The sequence below is a fragment of the Streptomyces sp. GL_141 genome (genome assembly GCF_057834385.1).
Genome location: NZ_CM174402.1, coordinates 3,488,367 through 3,505,987, shown reverse-complemented (window position 1 = coordinate 3,505,987; position 17,621 = coordinate 3,488,367). Strand labels below are relative to the sequence as shown.

19 protein-coding genes are annotated in these 17,621 nt (G+C 69.8%); 14 read left to right on the top strand and 5 right to left on the bottom strand.

Features of this window, described 5'->3' with window-relative positions:
- Nucleotides 1-66: 66 nt before the first annotated feature.
- Nucleotides 67-1,350, top strand: coding sequence for a geranylgeranyl reductase family protein (locus tag AC3IX6_RS15090; RefSeq protein WP_243339952.1), 1,284 nt, complete (start codon nucleotides 67-69; stop codon nucleotides 1,348-1,350).
- 60 nt (nucleotides 1,351-1,410) lie between these two features.
- Here the strand turns inward: AC3IX6_RS15090 and AC3IX6_RS15085 are convergent, their stop codons facing one another.
- From AC3IX6_RS15085 to AC3IX6_RS15075, 3 genes are all read right to left on the bottom strand, one after another.
- Nucleotides 1,411-1,857, bottom strand: a complete 447-nt coding sequence (locus tag AC3IX6_RS15085; protein WP_489370589.1) for a PIN domain-containing protein — start codon at nucleotides 1,855-1,857, stop codon at nucleotides 1,411-1,413.
- Nucleotides 1,854-2,096, bottom strand: coding sequence for a hypothetical protein (locus AC3IX6_RS15080; RefSeq protein ID WP_384709878.1), 243 nt, complete (start codon nucleotides 2,094-2,096; stop codon nucleotides 1,854-1,856). The genes AC3IX6_RS15085 and AC3IX6_RS15080 overlap by 4 nt, the downstream gene beginning before the upstream one ends.
- Nucleotides 2,097-2,214: 118 nt before the next feature.
- On the bottom strand, nucleotides 2,215-2,517 hold the full coding sequence (locus AC3IX6_RS15075; RefSeq protein WP_489370588.1) for a hypothetical protein: 303 nt from the start codon (nucleotides 2,515-2,517) through the stop codon (nucleotides 2,215-2,217).
- Between the two features lie 188 nt (nucleotides 2,518-2,705).
- Here AC3IX6_RS15075 and AC3IX6_RS15070 point away from each other — a divergent pair, with 188 nt between their 5' ends.
- Nucleotides 2,706-3,698, top strand: a complete 993-nt coding sequence (locus AC3IX6_RS15070; RefSeq protein WP_489370587.1) for a hypothetical protein — start codon at nucleotides 2,706-2,708, stop codon at nucleotides 3,696-3,698.
- A gap of 16 nt (nucleotides 3,699-3,714) precedes the next feature.
- On the opposite strand, the gene AC3IX6_RS15065 is transcribed toward AC3IX6_RS15070, so the two are convergent.
- A complete protein-coding gene (locus AC3IX6_RS15065) occupies nucleotides 3,715-4,044 on the bottom strand; it encodes a hypothetical protein (protein WP_489370586.1) in 330 nt (109 codons plus the stop codon).
- Between the two features lie 389 nt (nucleotides 4,045-4,433).
- Between AC3IX6_RS15065 and AC3IX6_RS15060 the strand changes: the two genes are divergently transcribed.
- Nucleotides 4,434-4,847, top strand: a complete 414-nt coding sequence (locus AC3IX6_RS15060) for a hypothetical protein (RefSeq protein WP_489370585.1) — start codon at nucleotides 4,434-4,436, stop codon at nucleotides 4,845-4,847.
- Between the two features lie 312 nt (nucleotides 4,848-5,159).
- Here AC3IX6_RS15060 and AC3IX6_RS15055 read toward each other — a convergent pair whose 3' ends face one another.
- Entirely contained in the window at nucleotides 5,160-6,020 is an 861-nt protein-coding gene (locus tag AC3IX6_RS15055) for a C40 family peptidase (RefSeq protein WP_489370584.1), read from the bottom strand.
- Between the two features lie 905 nt (nucleotides 6,021-6,925).
- Here AC3IX6_RS15055 and AC3IX6_RS15050 point away from each other — a divergent pair.
- The 11 genes from AC3IX6_RS15050 to nuoK are packed head-to-tail and all read left to right on the top strand — an operon-like array spanning nucleotide 6,926 to nucleotide 17,619.
- On the top strand, nucleotides 6,926-7,285 hold the full coding sequence (locus AC3IX6_RS15050; protein WP_030010013.1) for an NADH-quinone oxidoreductase subunit A: 360 nt from the start codon (nucleotides 6,926-6,928) through the stop codon (nucleotides 7,283-7,285).
- Nucleotides 7,286-7,300: 15 nt separating this feature from the next.
- The gene (locus AC3IX6_RS15045) at nucleotides 7,301-7,855 is read left to right on the top strand and encodes a NuoB/complex I 20 kDa subunit family protein (protein ID WP_243339941.1); all 555 of its coding nucleotides are present in this window, start codon (nucleotides 7,301-7,303) and stop codon (nucleotides 7,853-7,855) included.
- On the top strand, nucleotides 7,852-8,592 hold the full coding sequence (locus tag AC3IX6_RS15040) for an NADH-quinone oxidoreductase subunit C (protein ID WP_489370583.1): 741 nt from the start codon (nucleotides 7,852-7,854) through the stop codon (nucleotides 8,590-8,592). Before AC3IX6_RS15045 ends, AC3IX6_RS15040 begins: the two co-directional genes overlap by 4 nt.
- Complete coding sequence (locus tag AC3IX6_RS15035; RefSeq protein WP_489370582.1) at nucleotides 8,592-9,932, top strand: NADH-quinone oxidoreductase subunit D; 1,341 nt, start codon at nucleotides 8,592-8,594, stop codon at nucleotides 9,930-9,932. Before AC3IX6_RS15040 ends, AC3IX6_RS15035 begins: the two co-directional genes overlap by 1 nt.
- Nucleotides 9,929-10,684: an NADH-quinone oxidoreductase subunit NuoE gene (gene nuoE, locus AC3IX6_RS15030; RefSeq protein ID WP_489370581.1), complete on the top strand. Its 756-nt coding sequence runs from the start codon at nucleotides 9,929-9,931 to the stop codon at nucleotides 10,682-10,684. The genes AC3IX6_RS15035 and nuoE overlap by 4 nt, the downstream gene beginning before the upstream one ends.
- Nucleotides 10,684-12,033 (top strand): NADH-quinone oxidoreductase subunit NuoF, encoded by a 1,350-nt coding sequence (gene nuoF / locus AC3IX6_RS15025; RefSeq protein ID WP_489370580.1) that lies wholly within the window; start codon nucleotides 10,684-10,686, stop codon nucleotides 12,031-12,033. The genes nuoE and nuoF overlap by 1 nt, the downstream gene beginning before the upstream one ends.
- Nucleotides 12,030-14,537 carry an NADH-quinone oxidoreductase subunit G gene (locus AC3IX6_RS15020; RefSeq protein WP_489370579.1) on the top strand — a complete coding sequence of 836 codons (2,508 nt, stop codon included), beginning with the start codon at nucleotides 12,030-12,032 and terminating at the stop codon, nucleotides 14,535-14,537. Before nuoF ends, AC3IX6_RS15020 begins: the two co-directional genes overlap by 4 nt.
- Nucleotides 14,534-15,904 (top strand): NADH-quinone oxidoreductase subunit NuoH, encoded by a 1,371-nt coding sequence (nuoH, locus tag AC3IX6_RS15015; RefSeq protein ID WP_266905640.1) that lies wholly within the window; start codon nucleotides 14,534-14,536, stop codon nucleotides 15,902-15,904. Before AC3IX6_RS15020 ends, nuoH begins: the two co-directional genes overlap by 4 nt.
- Nucleotides 15,897-16,514, top strand: coding sequence for an NADH-quinone oxidoreductase subunit NuoI (gene nuoI, locus AC3IX6_RS15010; RefSeq protein WP_327305153.1), 618 nt, complete (start codon nucleotides 15,897-15,899; stop codon nucleotides 16,512-16,514). The genes nuoH and nuoI overlap by 8 nt, the downstream gene beginning before the upstream one ends.
- The gene (locus AC3IX6_RS15005) at nucleotides 16,511-17,323 is read left to right on the top strand and encodes an NADH-quinone oxidoreductase subunit J (protein ID WP_489370578.1); all 813 of its coding nucleotides are present in this window, start codon (nucleotides 16,511-16,513) and stop codon (nucleotides 17,321-17,323) included. The genes nuoI and AC3IX6_RS15005 overlap by 4 nt, the downstream gene beginning before the upstream one ends.
- Nucleotides 17,320-17,619 (top strand): NADH-quinone oxidoreductase subunit NuoK, encoded by a 300-nt coding sequence (nuoK, locus tag AC3IX6_RS15000; RefSeq protein WP_112449176.1) that lies wholly within the window; start codon nucleotides 17,320-17,322, stop codon nucleotides 17,617-17,619. Before AC3IX6_RS15005 ends, nuoK begins: the two co-directional genes overlap by 4 nt.
- The last annotated feature ends 2 nt before the right edge of the window (nucleotides 17,620-17,621 follow it).

Genomic DNA, 17,621 nt, shown 5'->3' with positions numbered 1-17,621 from the left:
CGCTGCATAGACTGCACATGTCTTGTGCCGTTGGGCACCCTTTATCGAGCCTTCGGGAGACCCGCCGTGACCGAGCCCCTCTCCGAGCACTCCGCGGACGTGATCGTCGTCGGGGCCGGGCCCGCCGGCTCGACCACTGCTTATTACCTGGCCAAGGCCGGACTTGACGTCCTGCTCCTGGAGAAGACCGCGTTCCCGCGCGAGAAGGTCTGCGGCGACGGCCTGACGCCGCGCGCCACGAAGCAGCTGGTGTCGATGGGCATCGACATCTCCGAAGAGGCCGGCTGGCTGCGCAACAAGGGCCTGCGGATCATCGGCGGCGGCCAGCGGCTCCAGCTGGACTGGCCCGAGCTGGCCTCCTTCCCCGACTACGGACTCGTCCGCAAGCGCGACGACTTCGACGAGACCCTGGCCCGCCAGGCGCAGAAGGCCGGCGCCCGGCTGTACGAGCGCTGCAACGTGGGCGAGCCCGTACGCGATCCCCGTACCGGCCACATCACCGGCGTGACGGCGAAGCTCGGCGAGGAGAAGACCCCGGTCACCTTCAGCGCCCCGCTGGTGGTCGCGGCCGACGGCAACTCCTCCCGGCTCTCGCTGGCGATGGGCCTGCACCGCCGCGAGGACCGCCCGATGGGCGTGGCCGTGCGGACGTACTTCACCTCGCCGCGCCACGACGACGACTACCTGGAGTCCTGGCTGGAGCTCTGGGACCGGCGCGGGGCCGAGGACCGGCTGCTGCCCGGCTACGGCTGGATCTTCGGCATGGGCGACGGCACCTCCAACGTCGGCCTCGGCATCCTCAACTCCTCCTCCGCCTTCAAGGAGCTGGACTGGCGCGAGGTCCTCAAGGCCTGGTGCGCCTCGATGCCGGAGGACTGGGGCTACACCCCCGAGAACATGACGCAGCCCATCCGCGGCGCGGCCCTGCCGATGGCCTTCAACCGGCAGCCGCACTACACCAAGGGGCTGCTGCTCGTCGGTGACGCGGGCGGGCTCGTCAACCCGTTCAACGGCGAGGGCATCGCCTATGCGATGGAGTCGGGCCAGATCGCCGCCGACGTCATCGTCCAGGCGCACTCCCGCGCCACCCCCGCCCTGCGCGAACTGACCCTGCACAGCTACCCGAAGGTCCTGAAGGAGACCTACGGCGGCTACTACACCCTGGGCCGCGCCTTCGTGAAGCTCATCGGCAACCCGAAGATCATGAAGATCGCCGCCCAGCGCGGGCTGAGCCACCCGGTGCTGATGAAGTTCACCCTGAAGATGCTGGCCAACCTGACCGACCCGACGGGCGGCGACGCGATGGACCGCGTCATCAACGGCCTTTCGAAGGTCGCCCCCAAGGCCTGATCGTTCAAGACCTGGCCGCTCGGTGGAGAGCTGCGCGGCCAGGTTCTCCGCGTTCGACCTTCAGACGTTGACGATCTTCACCTTGGGTGAGCCCGGAAGTTCCTCGGCGGCCTTACAAAGTGCTGGGATGTGCGACTTGTCAGAAGTGACGAGCAGCACCGGGGGAGCGCAGAGTGCGGCCGTGGCCACCACGAGTGCGTCCACGAGGCATTCGTGCCCGTCAAGGCCCGAGGCGTCCAGCAGCTTCGCTGCGGCGTCCGTTACCGCGTCGTTGACCGGTTTCACGTCGAACCGGGACAGTAGGAACTGGAGTCGCTTGGCGGCTTCTCCTGTTCGGCGCACCTCCAAGGGCGTCAGTGCGGACAGCGCCACGCGTCGGCCGCTCTGCTGAGCGACCTCGATGCGCGCGCGCATCCCCTCGTCACCGTCGACGTGCAGTGAAAGCCCTTGGGCGTCCAGGACGAGCGTGCCCTCGCTCTTGGCCTTGATCTTGAGGCGCTTGCTCACCACTCCTGTTCCGCCTGCCGCCGCGCTTCGGCGGAGACGGGGCCGAACGCCTTGCGGTCGGCGGTCACGACCTCGCGGAGCTTCTGCGCGGCGAGCCATTCCTCCAGAGCTTCGGCCACAACGGAGGAGAACCCGCTCTTGCCGGCGCGCTCCTCGACCTCCTTGATCAACGACTGGGCGAGCGACACGGATCTCTTGCCGGCCCGCTCGACGGCCTGGGGTGTTACGTGACTGCTCATACCCAAAAAGTAACACCGCCGGTAGGAATTTTCTCGTCCGATGGTTACCTCAGTGGAACCAAGGTCGCTCCCAAGGCCTGACCCCGACCCTGACCGGGCGCGCCGTGCGCGGGGGCTCCTACGGGCCTTCGCGCGGGGGCTCGCAGGCGATCGCGGGCGGGGCCTCGTACGGCGCCTCCCGGCCGGGCTCGGACGCGCCGTGGACCAGGCGGATGCAGCGGGTCAGCAGGACCAGGCCGCAGACCATCAGGGTGCCCGAGGCCGTCCAGTCCAGGGTGAGCGTGAGCGGGGATCCGGGCTTCTGCCAGGGGCGGGTGGTGGTCAGCAGCCAGCCGCCGAGGGAGAGCAGGCCGAGCCCGGCGGCGGCCGGGACGGCACCGGTGCCCGCGTCGGGGACTTCGTCGGACGGGCTGGTCGTCACGGATCACTACTTCCTGGGGCGACTCGGGCGCGCTCGCCCGGGCCCATCTTCTCAGGGCCCGGCCCGTTCGGCACGAGGTGCCCGCCAGGCGGGACGGGCGGCAAGTTGGTTTCCAGGCAAGAAGATTGGCTGACCAGCAGGTGAGAAGGCCTTGTCCCGGGTAACCCCGGGCTGTTCAATTCCCGAGAGTGAACAGGTCTTCCGCGACGCGCTCCCGTCCGCTCCGCCACCCCGCCCTCCCGGCCGCCGTCCTGCTGGTGCTCGTCCTGGCCGGCTGTTCGTCGGACCCGGACGGCGCCGGCGCGCACGGGGAGCCGGAACTCGGAGAGGTCGCCGTCGCCCCGGCCACCGCCTCGCTCTCGCTGCCCCTGGACGCGTACACGGACACCGATGCCGAGACGGTCCGCATGGGGCAGGTGCAGCAGCGGCTGCTCTCCCGCTGCATGGCCCGGTACGGGTTCCCGTACGAGGAGGTCAGGCCGTCCGATCCGGCCGGGGCCCAGGGCTCCGAGGGCCGGCACCGGACGCTCTTCGGGGCGGCCGATCCGGTGTTCGCGGCGGCCCACGGCTACGACACGACCGCGGGCAAGGGGCGGCCGGTCAAGCCCCCGGCCACCCCGCTGAGCGAGAGCGCCGCGCTGGTCATGCACGGCGAACGGCCGGGCGGGGAACAGGGCGCCGCACAGCCCCCGGACGCCGCGACCGAGGAGGAGGCCGCCCAGGTGGACAGCGGCATCGACGTCGGCGGGCAGAAGGTGCCGCCCGGCGGATGCGTCCGGGAGGCCTACCGCAAGCTGTACGCGCCGACGAAGGACAGCGTGGACCTGCTGTTCCCGTTCGGGCTGGCCTCGGAGGCGCACGAACGCTCCAAGAGCGACTCGCGGGTGGTCGAGGTGCTGAAGAACTGGTCGGCGTGCATGGGCAAATCGGGGTACACCGGACTGAAGGACCCCTACGAAGTCGCCCAGAAGCTCGGCCTGGAGGCCGATCCGGGCGGCCCCAAAGCCGTTACGGCCGCCAAGGCCGACGTCGCCTGCAAGCGCGAGGTGAACCTCGTGGGCATCTGGGTGGCCGTGGAGGCGGCGTACCAGAAGCGGCTGGTGGAGGAACAGGCCGAGACCCTCGCGCTCTACAAGAAGCAGCGCGAGGCCCGTTACAAGCTGGCGGCCGGGCTCCTCTGAGCCGGGCGCGGGCCTTTCAGGAGGGCCGGGGCAGGCAGGTCCGGAACGCGTCGAGGCGGTCCCTCTTGAGGGACTGCCACTGCTCGGAGGTGCCACCCTCCTTCTGGCCCGCCTCGCCGGTGACCGGATCCGGGTCCGGATACCAGGAGATGCCCTGTTCCCGCATGCACTCGGAGCCCTTGCGCGCGGCGGCGAGTTCCTGCGGACTCACCTGGACGGGGGCGGCGGGCGAGGGGAGCAGGGACAGGCAGGCCTTCTGTGCCTCGGGGTACTGCGGACTCTCCTTCTCCACGAAGTGCGGTGCCCCGTTCTCCCCGTAGGAGATGGTCATTCCGTGCTGTTCCATGCACCGGTAGAACGGGATGTCACCCGCCGCGAGCGAGGGCGTGGCGGTGGGTCCGGGCGTAAGTCCGGGCGTTCCCGCTCCGGAGTTCTTCCCCGGAACTGCTCCGCCTCCGCATCCGGTCAGTGCGAGGCACAAAAGGAGTGACGAGGATATTTCGCGTACGCGCACGAGGTTGTTTCCCTTGCGGTCGGCGGAGTGGAGGGGCGCGTCCGTGTGGGGGGAGGGGCGGAAGGCCGCGGGAGAGCGTAATCGGGTGCCGAGTGTCCCGACAAGTCCGGTACGCGCCATGGTGGTTGTGGCCTGATCAGCCGAGAAGACCCTTGCCTCGGAGAAGTCCGGAGGGTTTAATCCCGGCCGGAATGAATTCCCTGAAGATGGAGAAAAGGCTCATGAGCAAGGCCCTTAACAGAATCGCCGCCGGCTGCGCCGCCGCGGTATCCGTGGGCGCCGTTCTCCTGGCGGCGGCCGGACCGGCGGCCGCCAACACCCCGAAGGACGGCTATCTGGAAACCAGCGAGTTCGGCCTTTACTACAACTCCTACCAAGGTGGTTGTGTCTTCGACCTGATGGCCTCGGACTGGAACTTCTACAACGACCTCTTCATCGGGCCGGAGGGCTGCGCCGGCCGGAACCGGGTGACGAACGACGACACCGCTTCCTACCGGAACCGGGACACGTACACGTGGAAGGTGGGCACCGACCCGAACCTCGCCGGTCTGGTCGGCGCGCTCCCCCCGGGCTACGTGGGCAACGCCAGCGTCAACTTCAAGAACAAGATCACCTCGGCCACGTTCCTCGACTGACGGAACGACACGACCCGGCGCGGCACGACCCGGCACTGCGCGGCACGACCCGCCACGGCGCGGCACGACCCGCCACGACCCGCCACGGCGCGACGCGGCACGGCATGGCGCGGGGCCGCCTCCGCGGCTGCCCCGTGGCGCCCGGACGGCGCGCAGGCGCCCCCCAGAGGCTCCGGGAGCGTCCGGGAACCTCAGGGGCCCAGGGAACGCCGGGAGCCCCAGGACGGCCGAAAGGCCGGTACTCCACCCCCGAGCGGGGGAGTACCGGCCTTTCGTGCGTCACCGGGAGCGGCCCGGGACTGCGGGGAGATGTCAGAGGACGCGGACGGCGCCCGTCGGCTTGTCGTAGCTCAGGGAGCGCTCGACGATGCCGGTGCTGGGGTTCTGCGCGCCGACGAACTTGCCGCCGCCGACGTAGATGGCGACGTGGTACGCGCTGCCCTTGGAGCCCCAGTAGAGGATGTCGCCCGGCTGAAGGGCGTTCAGGGAGACCGAGGTGCCGGCCGAGGACTGCGCCTGCGACATGCGCGGCAGGCTGATGTTCGCCTGGCGGTACGCGGCCTGGACGAGGCCCGAGCAGTCGAACGAGGACGGACCGGTGCCGCCCATGACGTACGCCTTGCCGACCTGCGCGCGGGCGAAGCTGACGATCGCGGCGGCGGAGCCGGTCACGGGGGCCGTGACGGTGCCCTTGCCCTGCGAGGAGGACCCCGCGGAGGAGCCGTTCGAAGAGGACCCGGAGTTGCTCTGGATCGGGGCGCGGGCCGCGCTGCGGCTGGCGCGCTCGGCCTCGGCCTTGCGGTCCGCCTCCGCCTTCGCCTTCGTCTCGGCGTCGGCCTTCTGCTGGGCGTCGGCCTTCAGCTGCTTGGCCTCGGCGGCGGCGCCCGTGCGGGCCGTCTCCTCCAGGGCGTTGAGCTCGCCGTCGACGGCGGCGGCGCGGGTGTTCTCCGCGGCCTTGGCCACGGACGAGGACACCTCGGCGCTCAGGTCCAGGTTGAGGACCGGCATTTCGAGCGTGGTCTCGTGCGCGGGCTCGGCGGAGGGGGTGGCGCTCGCCGTGCCGGCCATGGCCAGGGTGCTGAGGACGCCACCGGCAACTCCGGCGCGGACCGCGAGCTTCGAGGCGCTGCGGCGGGGCTTCCGGTGGCTGGGTATGTGAGCGGTGAGGGACATGGGTCAACCGCTATCAGGGCCTCGCGGTTCCGTTCAAGAAACGTGGTCTGCGCCACAGTTGTGCGCGAAGCGGGCTAACCGGGCGCGTCGGAGCTCTTATTGACGCCGTAACGGGCGAATCGGACAGCCGCTCACAAGGCTGTGATCATGGGGTTTCCGCAATAAGTCCGAATTGATCCCGGGCCTACCATCCACCTGTACAGATGGCCAAGCCCCCTTTCGGTACCGAGAATTCCGAGTGGCGCAGGTCACAGAAGCGTCACGCGATGCGGACGCTGTGGCCCTCCTGTGACCGAACCGTGAACGCGCCGCCGGGTCGGCGGGGGGTCGGGGCCGGGTCGGGAGGGGGCCGGGAGCGGGTCGCGACCGGGTCGGGGTGACCTCGCGGCCGACCGCGAGGAGACCGCCGGCTCGCTCCGGGCTCGCTCCGGGCTCGCTCCGAGATCGCTCCGGGCTTCACCCCGAGGTCGCCCGCGGCGTGGCCTCGGGAGCGCTGCCGCCCCGACTTCGTGAACGCATGCACGCGTCCACTCCCGTACGCGCGAGGTCCCCCGACCGGGGGATGCCGATCCCTTTATCATCACGCGCACCACCTCGCCAATTTGCGTGCAAGGGCCACGGTTTGATAGTGCAACACCCCTTCCACCTGCAACGACAGGTGCGGATGTCACCTTTGGTGATCATGTGGATGCTTCACGTATGAAGATCACTACTCATTGGGCTTCATGATCGTTCGTCAGGTGGTGGAGATCACAAACTCGTTGTTGTAACCCGTGTCGCAGATCACAGATGGGCGGGCATAAGATGCGCACCAGTCCGGCTTGTGAACTGCCTCACATGCGAGGCGGGGCGCGCGGCGCCGGCAGCGGTCCAACGGTCAAGGACGACTGGAAGGAGCGAGGAGCGTGAATGCGTACGCGCCCATCCTCGTGCTCGGCGCCCTCGGCGCAGGGTTTGCGATCTTCTCCGTGGTCATGGCCACGCTGATCGGTCCAAAACGGTACAACCGGGCAAAACTTGAAGCGTACGAGTGCGGCATCGAGCCCACTCCCATGCCGGCCGGCGGCGGTCGCTTCCCCATCAAGTACTACCTGACGGCGATGCTCTTCATCGTCTTCGACATCGAGGTTGTCTTCCTCTACCCCTGGGCGGTCACCTTCGACTCGCTGGGGATCTTCGGGCTCGTCGAGATGCTCCTCTTCGTGCTCACCGTCTTCGTCGCCTACGCCTACGTATGGCGCCGCGGCGGCCTGGAATGGGACTGAGGGGCTGAATTTTCCATGGGACTGGAAGAGAAGCTGCCGAGCGGCTTTCTGCTGACCACCGTCGAACAGGCCGCGGGATGGGTGCGCAAGGCGTCCGTCTTCCCGGCCACCTTCGGCCTGGCCTGCTGCGCCATCGAGATGATGACCACCGGAGCGGGCCGGTACGACCTGGCCCGCTTCGGCATGGAGGTCTTCCGCGGATCCCCGCGCCAGGCCGACCTGATGATCGTGGCCGGCCGGGTCAGCCAGAAGATGGCGCCGGTGCTGCGGCAGGTGTACGACCAGATGCCCGCTCCCAAGTGGGTCATCTCTATGGGTGTTTGTGCGTCTTCGGGCGGAATGTTCAACAACTACGCGATCGTCCAGGGCGTCGACCACATCGTCCCCGTGGACATCTACCTGCCCGGCTGCCCGCCCCGCCCCGAGATGCTGCTGGACGCGATCCTCAAGCTCCACCAGAAGATCCAGGGCGGCAAGCTCGGCGTGAACCGGGAAGAGGCGGCCCGAGAGGCGGAGGAGGCGGCCCTCAAGGCGCTCCCCACCATTGAGATGAAGGGGCTCCTGCGGTGAGCGAGGACCCGGCCGTGCAGAACGGCCCCCACGCCGGCAACGGCGACAACGTGCCCGCGCCCCGAGGTGCCACCGGCCCCGAGGTGATCGGCGTCCGCAAGGGCATGTTCGGCGCCTCGGGCGGCGGCGACACCAGCGGCTACGGCGGCCTCGTGCGCACCGTGGCCCTGCCCGGCGCGAGCGCGCGCCCGTACGGCTCGTACTTCGACGAGGTCGTCGACGAGCTCGAAGGGGCGCTGGAGGAGCAGGACCTCGTCCCGGAGAACGCGATCGAGAAGGTCGTCGTCGACCGGGCGGAGCTCACCCTCCACATCGCGCGCGAGCACCTCCTCCTCGTCGCGAAGACCCTGCGCGACGACCCGGCCCTGCGCTTCGAGCTCTGCACCGGTGTCAGCGGGGTGCACTTCCCGGATGACAAGGGCCGCGAGCTGCACGCCGTCTACCACCTGCGCTCGCTCACCCACGGCCGGATCGTGCGGCTGGAGGTCACCGCTCCGGACGCCGACCCGCACGTCCCCTCGATCGTCTCCGTCTACCCGACGAACGACTGGCACGAGCGCGAGACGTACGACTTCTTCGGCCTGATCTTCGACGGGCACCCGGCCCTCACCCGGATCATGATGCCGGACGACTGGCAGGGCTTCCCGCAGCGCAAGGACTACCCGCTCGGCGGCATCGCCATCGAGTACAAGGGCGCCCAGATCCCGGCTCCCGACCAGCGGAGGTCGTACAGCTGATGTCCACTTCGAACCACGCCTCCGCCGACCACGCCTCGGCGCGCGAGACGACCGAGGGCACCGTCTACACCGTCACCGGCGGGGACTGGGACGAGATCGTCCAGTCGGCGGCCCGCGCGGACGACGAGCGGATCGTCGTCAACATGGGCCCCCAGCACCCCTCCACCCACGGGGTGCTCCGCCTGATCCTGGAGATCGACGGCGAGACGGTCACCGAGGCCCGCTGCGGCATCGGCTACCTCCACACCGGCATCGAGAAGAACCTCGAATACCGGAACTGGACGCAGGGCACCACCTTCGTCACGCGCATGGACTACCTGACGCCGTTCTTCAACGAGACGGCGTACTGCCTGGGCGTCGAGAAGCTGCTCGGCATCACCGACCAGATCCCGGACCGCGCCTCCGTCATCCGCGTCCTGCTGATGGAGCTCAACCGGCTCTCCTCCCACCTGGTGTGCATCGCCACCGGCGGCATGGAGCTGGGCGCGACCACGATCATGATCTACGGGTTCCGCGACCGCGAGCTGATCCTCGACGTGTTCGAGCTGATCACCGGACTGCGCATGAACCACGCGTTCGTCCGCCCCGGCGGCCTCGCGCAGGACCTGCCCCCGGGCGCCGTGGACCAGGTCCGCGAGTTCGTGAAGACCATGAAGAAGAACCTGCCGGAGTACGACAAGCTCGCCACCGGCAACCCCATCTTCAAGGCCCGCATGCAGGACGTCGGCTACCTCGACCTCACCGGCTGCATGGCGCTCGGCGCCACCGGCCCGGTCCTGCGCTCCGCCGGCCTCCCGCACGACCTGCGCAAGACGGACCCGTACTGCGGCTACGAGAACTACGAGTTCGACGTGCCGACCACCGAGTCCTGCGACTCCTACGGGCGGTTCCTGATCCGCCTGGAGGAGATGCGCCAGTCCCTGCGGATCGTCGAGCAGTGCCTGGACCGGCTGGAGCCGGGACCGGTCATGGTCGCCGACAAGAAGATCGCCTGGCCGGCGCAGCTCGCCATGGGCCCCGACGGCCTCGGCAACTCGCTCGACCACATCAAGCAGATCATGGGCACTTCGATGGAGTCCCTCATCCACCACTTCAAGCTGGTGACCGAGGGCTTCCGGGTACCGGCCGGCCAGGCCTACGCGGCCGTGGAGTCGCCCAAGGGCGAGCTCGGCGTGCACGTCGTCTCCGACGGCGGCACCCGCCCCTACCGGGTCCACTTCCGCGACCCGTCCTTCACCAACCTGCAGGCCATGGCGGCGATGTGCGAGGGCGGCCAGATCGCCGACGTCATCGTGGCCGTCGCCTCCATCGACCCCGTGATGGGAGGCGTCGACCGATGACAGCCAATCAGCCCGTATCAGGGGTGAGCCTGGGCATGCCCCAGCTTCCGGCACCCGACTTCCCGGCCGACGTGCGCGCCCGGCTGGAAGCGGATGCGAAGGAGGTCATCGCCCGCTACCCCGACAGCCGCTCCGCGCTGCTGCCGCTGCTCCACCTCATCCAGTCGGAGGAGGGCTACGTCTCGCGCACCGGCATCCGGTTCTGCGCCGAGGTGCTGGGCCTGACGACCGCCGAGGTCACGGCCGTGGCCACCTTCTACACGATGTACCGGCGCAAGCCCTCCGGGGACTACCAGGTCGGCGTGTGCACGAACACCCTGTGCGCGGTCATGGGCGGCGACACCATCTTCGAGGAGCTCAAGGACCACCTCGGGGTCGGCAACAACGAGACCACCCCCGACGGCAAGGTCACCCTCGAACACATCGAGTGCAACGCGGCCTGCGACTACGCCCCCGTGGTGATGGTCAACTGGGAGTTCTTCGACAACCAGACCCCCGAGTCCGCCAAGGCCATGGTCGACGACCTGCTGGCCGGCCGGCCCGTCGAGCCGACCCGGGGCGCGCCGCTGTGCACGTACAAGGAGACCGCGCGGATCCTCGCGGGCTTCCCCGACGAGCGCGAGGGCGCGGTCGAGGCCAGTGGCGGCGCGGGTCACGCGTCCCTGATCGGCCTGCGCATCGCGCGCGGCGAAGCCCCGCACACCCCGATCGTGCACCCGCGCGGCGAGGCCACCATCGAGGGAGGGGAGTGATGACCGTGTCGACCGAACTGAGTAAGAACGGCACGAGTCCGGAGAAGCTCCTCGCGCCCGTCCTGTCGGCGTTCTGGGACGAGCCGCGGTCGTGGACGCTGGAGACCTACCGGCGGCACGAGGGGTACGAGGGCCTGCGCAAGGCGCTCGCCATGACCCCGGACGACCTCATCGCCTACGTGAAGGACTCGGGCCTGCGCGGTCGCGGCGGCGCGGGCTTCCCCACCGGCATGAAGTGGCAGTTCATCCCGCAGGGCGACGGCAAGCCGCACTACCTCGTCGTGAACGCGGACGAGTCGGAGCCGGGAACCTGCAAGGACATCCCGCTCCTCTTCGCCAACCCGCACTCCCTCATCGAGGGAATGATCATCGCCTGCTACGCGATCCGCTCGGAGCACGCCTTCATCTACGTGCGCGGCGAGACCGTGCCGGTGCTGCGGCGGCTGCACGAGGCGGTGCGCGAGGCGTACGAGGCCGGCTACCTCGGGGAGAACATCCTCGGGAGCGGGCTGAAGCTCGACATCACCGTGCACGCGGGCGCGGGCGCGTACATCTGCGGCGAGGAAACGGCCCTCCTGGACTCCCTCGAAGGACGGCGCGGCCAGCCCCGGCTGCGTCCGCCCTTCCCCGCGGTCGAGGGCCTCTACGCCTGCCCCACCGTCGTGAACAACGTGGAGTCCATCGCCTCGGTTCCCGCGATCCTGAACAAGGGCAAGGACTGGTTCAAGTCGATGGGGACCGAGAAGTCCCCCGGTTTCACCCTGTACTCGCTCTCCGGACACGTCGTCGGACCCGGCCAGTACGAGGCCCCGCTCGGGATCACGCTGCGCCAGCTCCTCGACATGAGCGGCGGCATGCGCCCCGGGCACCGGCTGAAGTTCTGGACCCCGGGCGGCTCCTCCACCCCGATGTTCACCGAGGAGCACCTCGACGTCCCCCTCGACTACGAGGGCGTCGGCGCGGCCGGCTCCATGCTCGGCACCAAGGCCCTGCAGTGCTTCGACGAGACGACCTGCGTGGTGCGGGCGGTGACCCGCTGGACCGAGTTCTACGCCCACGAGTCCTGCGGCAAGTGCACGCCCTGCCGCGAAGGCACGTACTGGCTGGTCCAGTTGCTCCGCGACATCGAAGCGGGCAAGGGGGTCATGTCCGACCTCGAGAAGCTGAACGACATCGCCGACAACATCAACGGCAAGTCGTTCTGCGCGCTCGGCGACGGCGCCGCGAGCCCCATCTTCTCCTCGCTCAAGTACTTCCGCGCGGAGTACGAGCAGCACATCACGGGCAAGGGCTGCCCCTTCGACCCCAAGAAGTCGACCCTCTGGGCCGACACGGAGGTGACCGCATGACCGTGACCACTACGGCAGCCTCCGGCGGCGGGGAAGCGGCGGTCCCGCCCGTGGACCAGATCTCCCTGACCATCGACGGCATCGAACTGTCGGTGCCCAAGGGAACCCTGGTCATCCGGGCCGCCGAACAGCTCGGCATCGAGATCCCCCGGTTCTGCGACCACCCCCTCCTCTCCCCGGCCGGCGCCTGCCGCCAGTGCATCGTCGAGGTCGAGGGCCAGCGCAAGCCGATGGCCTCCTGCACCATCACCTGCACCGACGGCATGGTCGTCAAGACCCAGCTGACCTCCCCGGTCGCCGACAAGGCCCAGCGCGGGGTGATGGAGCTCCTCCTCATCAACCACCCGCTGGACTGCCCGGTCTGCGACAAGGGCGGCGAGTGCCCGCTGCAGAACCAGGCGATGTCCCACGGAAACGCCGAATCGCGTTTCGAGGGCAAGAAGCGGACGTACGAGAAGCCGGTACCGATCTCCACGCAGGTGCTGCTCGACCGCGAGCGGTGCGTGCTCTGCGCCCGCTGCACCCGCTTCTCCAACGAGATCGCCGGCGACCCGATGATCGAACTCCTGGAGCGCGGCGCGCTCCAGCAGGTCGGCACCGGCGAGGACGACCCCTTCGAGTCGTACTTCTCCGGCAACACCATCCAGATCTGCCCGGTCGGCGCCCTCACCTCGGCCGCCTACCGGTTCCGCTCCCGCCCCTTCGACCTGGTCTCCTCCCCGAGCGTGTGCGAGCACTGCGCGGGCGGCTGCGCGACGCGCACCGACCACCGCCGCGGCAAGGTGCTGCGCCGGCTGGCCGCGGAGGACCCCGAGGTCAACGAGGAGTGGATCTGCGACAAGGGCCGCTTCGGGTTCCGCTACGCGCAGCGCCCCGACCGGCTCACCACCCCGCTGGTGCGCGGCAGCGACGGGGTCCTGGCCCCGGCCAGCTGGCCCGAGGCCCTGGAGGCCGCGGCCAACGGGCTGGCCGGCGCGCGCGGCCGGGCCGGAGTGCTGACCGGCGGACGCCTCACCGTCGAGGACGCCTACGCGTACGCCAAGTTCGCCCGGGTCGTCCTCGACACCAACGACATCGACTTCCGGGCCCGGGTGCACAGCGCGGAGGAGACCGAGTTCCTGGCCTCCACCGTGGCCGGCACCGGCAAGGACCTCGACGGCAGCGGGGTCACCAACGCCTCGCTGGAGGCGGCCCCGGCCGTGCTCCTCGTCGGCATCGAGGCCGAGGAGGAGGCCCCCGGGGTCTTCCTGCGGCTGCGCAAGGCCCACCGCAAGCACAAGCAGCGGACCTTCGCCCTCGCCCCGTTCGCCACGCGCGGCCTGGAGAAGGCGGGCGGCACCCTGCTGGCCGCCGCCCCCGGCACCGAGCCCGAGTGGCTGAACGCCCTGGCCTCCGGCGCCGGACTGGAGGACGGCGACCTCGCCGCCGCCGACGCGCTGCGCCTGCCCGGAGCGGTCATCGTCGTGGGGGAGCGCCTCGCGGGCGTGCCCGGCGCGCTGACCGCGGCCGTCCGGGCCGCCGCCGTGACCGGCGCCACCCTGGTGTGGATCCCGCGCCGGGCCGGAGAGCGGGCCGCCGTCGAGGCGGGCGCGCTGCCGTCCCTGCTGCCGGGCGCCCGCCCGGCCACCGACCCGCGGGCCCGCGACGAGGTCGCCGCCGCCTGGGGCCTGGACGAGCTGCCGCACCGCTACGGCCGCGACACCGGCCAGATCATCGAGGCCGCCGCCACCCGGGAGCTGTCCGCCCTGCTGGTCGCCGGCGTCGAGCTCGACGACCTGCCGGACCCGGCCCGCGCCGAGGCCGCGCTCCGGGAAGCCTTCGTGGTCTCCCTGGAACTGCGGCCCGGAGCGGTCACCGACCTCGCGGACGTGGTCTTCCCGGTCGCGGCCGTCGCCGAGAAGCCGGGCGCGTTCATCAACTGGGAGGGCAGGGTACGGCCGTTCGAGGCCGCGCTCAAGCCCGAGCAGATGACCCGCCGGCTCGCCCCCGCCGACTCCCGCGTGCTGCACATGCTGGCCGACGCGGCCGACCGGCCGATCGCGCTGCCCGACGTGCACGCCGTACGCCGGGAGCTCGACGGGCTCGGCCCGTGGGCCGGGGAGCGCGCCGCCGGACAGCCCGGAGACCGGGAGCTGCTGCCCCGGCCCGGCGCGGGCGAAGCCGTCCTCGCCGGCCACCGGCTCCTCCTCGACCAGGGGCTCCTCCAGGACGGCGACGAGGCCCTGGCCGGCACCCGGCACGAGGCTAGCGCCCGCCTGTCGGCCGCCACGGCCGCCGAGACCGGCGTCAAGAACGGCGACGTCCTCGCGGTGACCGGCCCCGCCGGCTCCGTGGAGCTGCCGCTGCGCATCACCGAGATGCCCGACCGGGTGGTCTGGCTCCCGATGAACTCCACCGGCTCCGGGGTCCTCGCCGACACCGGAGCCCGCCCGGGGGCCCTGGTCCGCATCGGCCCGGCCACCCCCGCCGACACCAGCGACTCCCCTGCGGAGGTGGGCGCGTGAACACCGTTCAGATCGCCGCCGAAGACCTCTCCCTGTTCGGCAGGGACGTCTGGTGGCTCGTCGTCGTCAAGGCGGTGTTCTGCTTCGCCTTCCTGATGGTGACCGTGCTCTTCTCCATCGTGTGGGAGCGCAAGGTCGTCGCCTGGATGCAGCTGCGCATCGGCCCCAACCGGCACGGCCCCTGGGGCATGCTCCAGTCGCTCGCCGACGGCGTGAAGCTGATGCTCAAGGAAGACCTGATCGTCAAGCGGGCCGACAAGGTCGTGTACGTCCTGGCCCCGATCATCGCGGCGATCCCGGCCTTCATGGCCATCGCGGTGATCCCCTTCGGCCCCTCGGGCAACGAGGTCTCCATCTTCGGCCAGCGCACCACGATGCAGCTGACCGACCTGCCCATCGCGATGCTCTACATCCTCGCGGTGGCCTCGGTCGGCATCTACGGCATCGTGCTGGCCGGCTGGTCCTCCGGCTCCACGTACCCGCTCCTCGGCGGCCTGCGCTCCTGCGCGCAGATGATCTCCTACGAGATCGCGATGGGCGCGGCCTTCGCCTCGGTCTTCCTCTACTCCGGGTCGATGTCGACCTCGGCGATCGTCGAAGCCCAGGCGGACCGCTGGTACATCATCCTGCTGCCGGTCTCCTTCATCATCTACGTCATCACGATGGTCGGCGAGACGAACCGCGCCCCCTTCGACATGCCGGAGTCCGAGGGCGACCTGGTCGGCGGCTTCAACACCGAGTACTCCTCGATCAAGTTCGCGCTGTTCATGCTCGCCGAGTACGTCAACATGGTCACCGTCTCCGCGGTCTCCGTCACCCTGTTCCTGGGCGGCTGGCGGGCCCCGGCGCCGATCTCCACGTACTGGGAGGGCGCGAACCACGGCTGGTGGCCGATGCTCTGGTTCGTCCTCAAGGTCCAGCTGCTGCTGTTCTTCTTCATCTGGCTGCGCGGCACGCTCCCGCGCGTGCGCTACGACCAGCTGATGAAGCTCGGCTGGAAGGTGCTCATCCCGGTCTCCGTGGTGTGGCTGATGCTGGTCGCCACCGTCCGGGCGCTGCGCAACGAGAACTACGACTTCCAGGAGATCGTGCTCTACGTCGGCGGCGGGGTCATCGCGCTCCTGCTGCTGTCCTTCGTCGCGGACCTGTTCCGCGACAAGAAGGAGAAGACGGCCCTCGCGGACGCCGAACTGGCGGCCGCCGCCGAACCCTTCGACCCCCTGGCGGGCGGATTCCCCGTACCGCCCAAGCCCGGCCAGCACCTGGCACCCGTACCGCGCAGGCGGCCCCGCAGTGAGCGGGAGCTCATTGTCAGTGGCGCGGCGAATACTGACAGTGACCGAGAGGAGGGTGCTGAAAATGTCTGACAAGTCTGACGCCGAGCAGGGCGAGAAGTGGCAGAACCCGGTGGCCGGCTTCGGCGTGACCTTCAAGGCCATGTTCAAGAAGCGCCTCACCGAGCAGTACCCGGAGCAGGAAAAGACCACGGCACCCCGCTTCCACGGGCGGCACCAGCTCAACCGCCACCCGGACGGTCTGGAGAAGTGCATCGGGTGCGAGCTGTGCGCCTGGGCCTGTCCCGCCGACGCGATCTACGTCGAGGGCGCGGACAACACCGAGGAGGAGCGCTACTCCCCGGGTGAGCGGTACGGCCGGGTCTACCAGATCAACTACGCCCGCTGCATCCTGTGCGGGTTGTGCGTCGAGGCGTGCCCGACCAGGGCGCTGACCATGACGAACGAGTTCGAACTGGCCGACTCCAGCCGCGAAGCGCTCATCTACACCAAGGAGCAGCTGCTCTCCGGGCTCACCGAGGGCATGGTCGAGGCTCCGCACTCGATCTTCCCCGGCACCGACGACACGGACTACTACCGCGGGCTGGTGACCGGGGCGGCTCCCGGCACGGTCCGGCAGGTGGCCGTCTCCAAGGGCGAGACCGCGGCCTCCGAAGACGCTTCCGAGGGGGTGGGGGCATGAGCACCCTCGCCGCAGCCGCCACCCTCACCTCCTCCGGTGAGGCGGTGCAGTTCTGGGTCCTCGGCACGGTCGCCGTCATCGGCGCACTGGCCACGATCCTGATGAAGAAGGCCGTGCACAGCGCGCTGAGCCTGGCCGGGACGATGATCATCCTGGCGGTCTTCTACCTCGCCAACGGGGCGTACTTCCTCGGAATCGTCCAGGTCGTCGTCTACACCGGCGCGATCATGATGCTCTTCCTCTTCGTCGTCATGCTCGTCGGCGTCACCGCCGCGGACTCGCTCACCGAGACCATCAAGGGGCAGCGCTGGCTGGCCGCCCTGTGCGGACTCGGCTTCGGCATCCTGCTCATCGCGGGCATCGGCAACGCCAAGCTCACCCACTTCAACGGACTCGGCCGGATCAACTCCGGCGGGCACGTCGAGGGCCTGGCCACGCTGATCTTCACCAAGTACGTGTTCGCCTTCGAGATCACCGGCGCCCTGCTGATCACGGCGGCCGTCGGCGCGATGGTGCTCACCCACCGCGAGCGCACCGAGCGGGCCGCCACCCAGCGCGAACTCGCCGAGCGCCGCGTACGCGAGGGCGTACAGCTCCCGCCGCTGCCCGCACCCGGCGTCTACGCCCGGCACAACGCCGTGGACGTCGCGGGCCTGCTGCCGGACGGCACCCCCTCCGAGCTCACCGTCAACCAGACGCTGCGCGCCCGCGGCCAGATCAGGGACGTCTCCGGGCAGGCCCTGGACGACCTGAAGGCCCTGGAGCAGCGGTCGTCCGAGCGGCTCGGCCGTGAGGAGGCCTCGAAGTGAACCCGGTCAACTACCTGTACCTGTCCGCGCTGCTGTTCACCATCGGTGCGGCGGGCGTCCTGATCCGGAAGAACGCGATCGTGCTGTTCATGTGCGTGGAGCTCATGCTCAACGCCTGCAACCTCGCCTTCGTCACCTTCTCCCGGATGCACGGCAACCTCGACGGCCAGATCATCGCGTTCTTCACGATGGTCGTCGCCGCCGCCGAGGTCGTGGTGGGCCTCGCGATCATCGTGTCGCTGTTCCGTACCCGCCACTCGGCCTCGGTCGACGACGCCAGCCTGATGAAGCTGTAAGG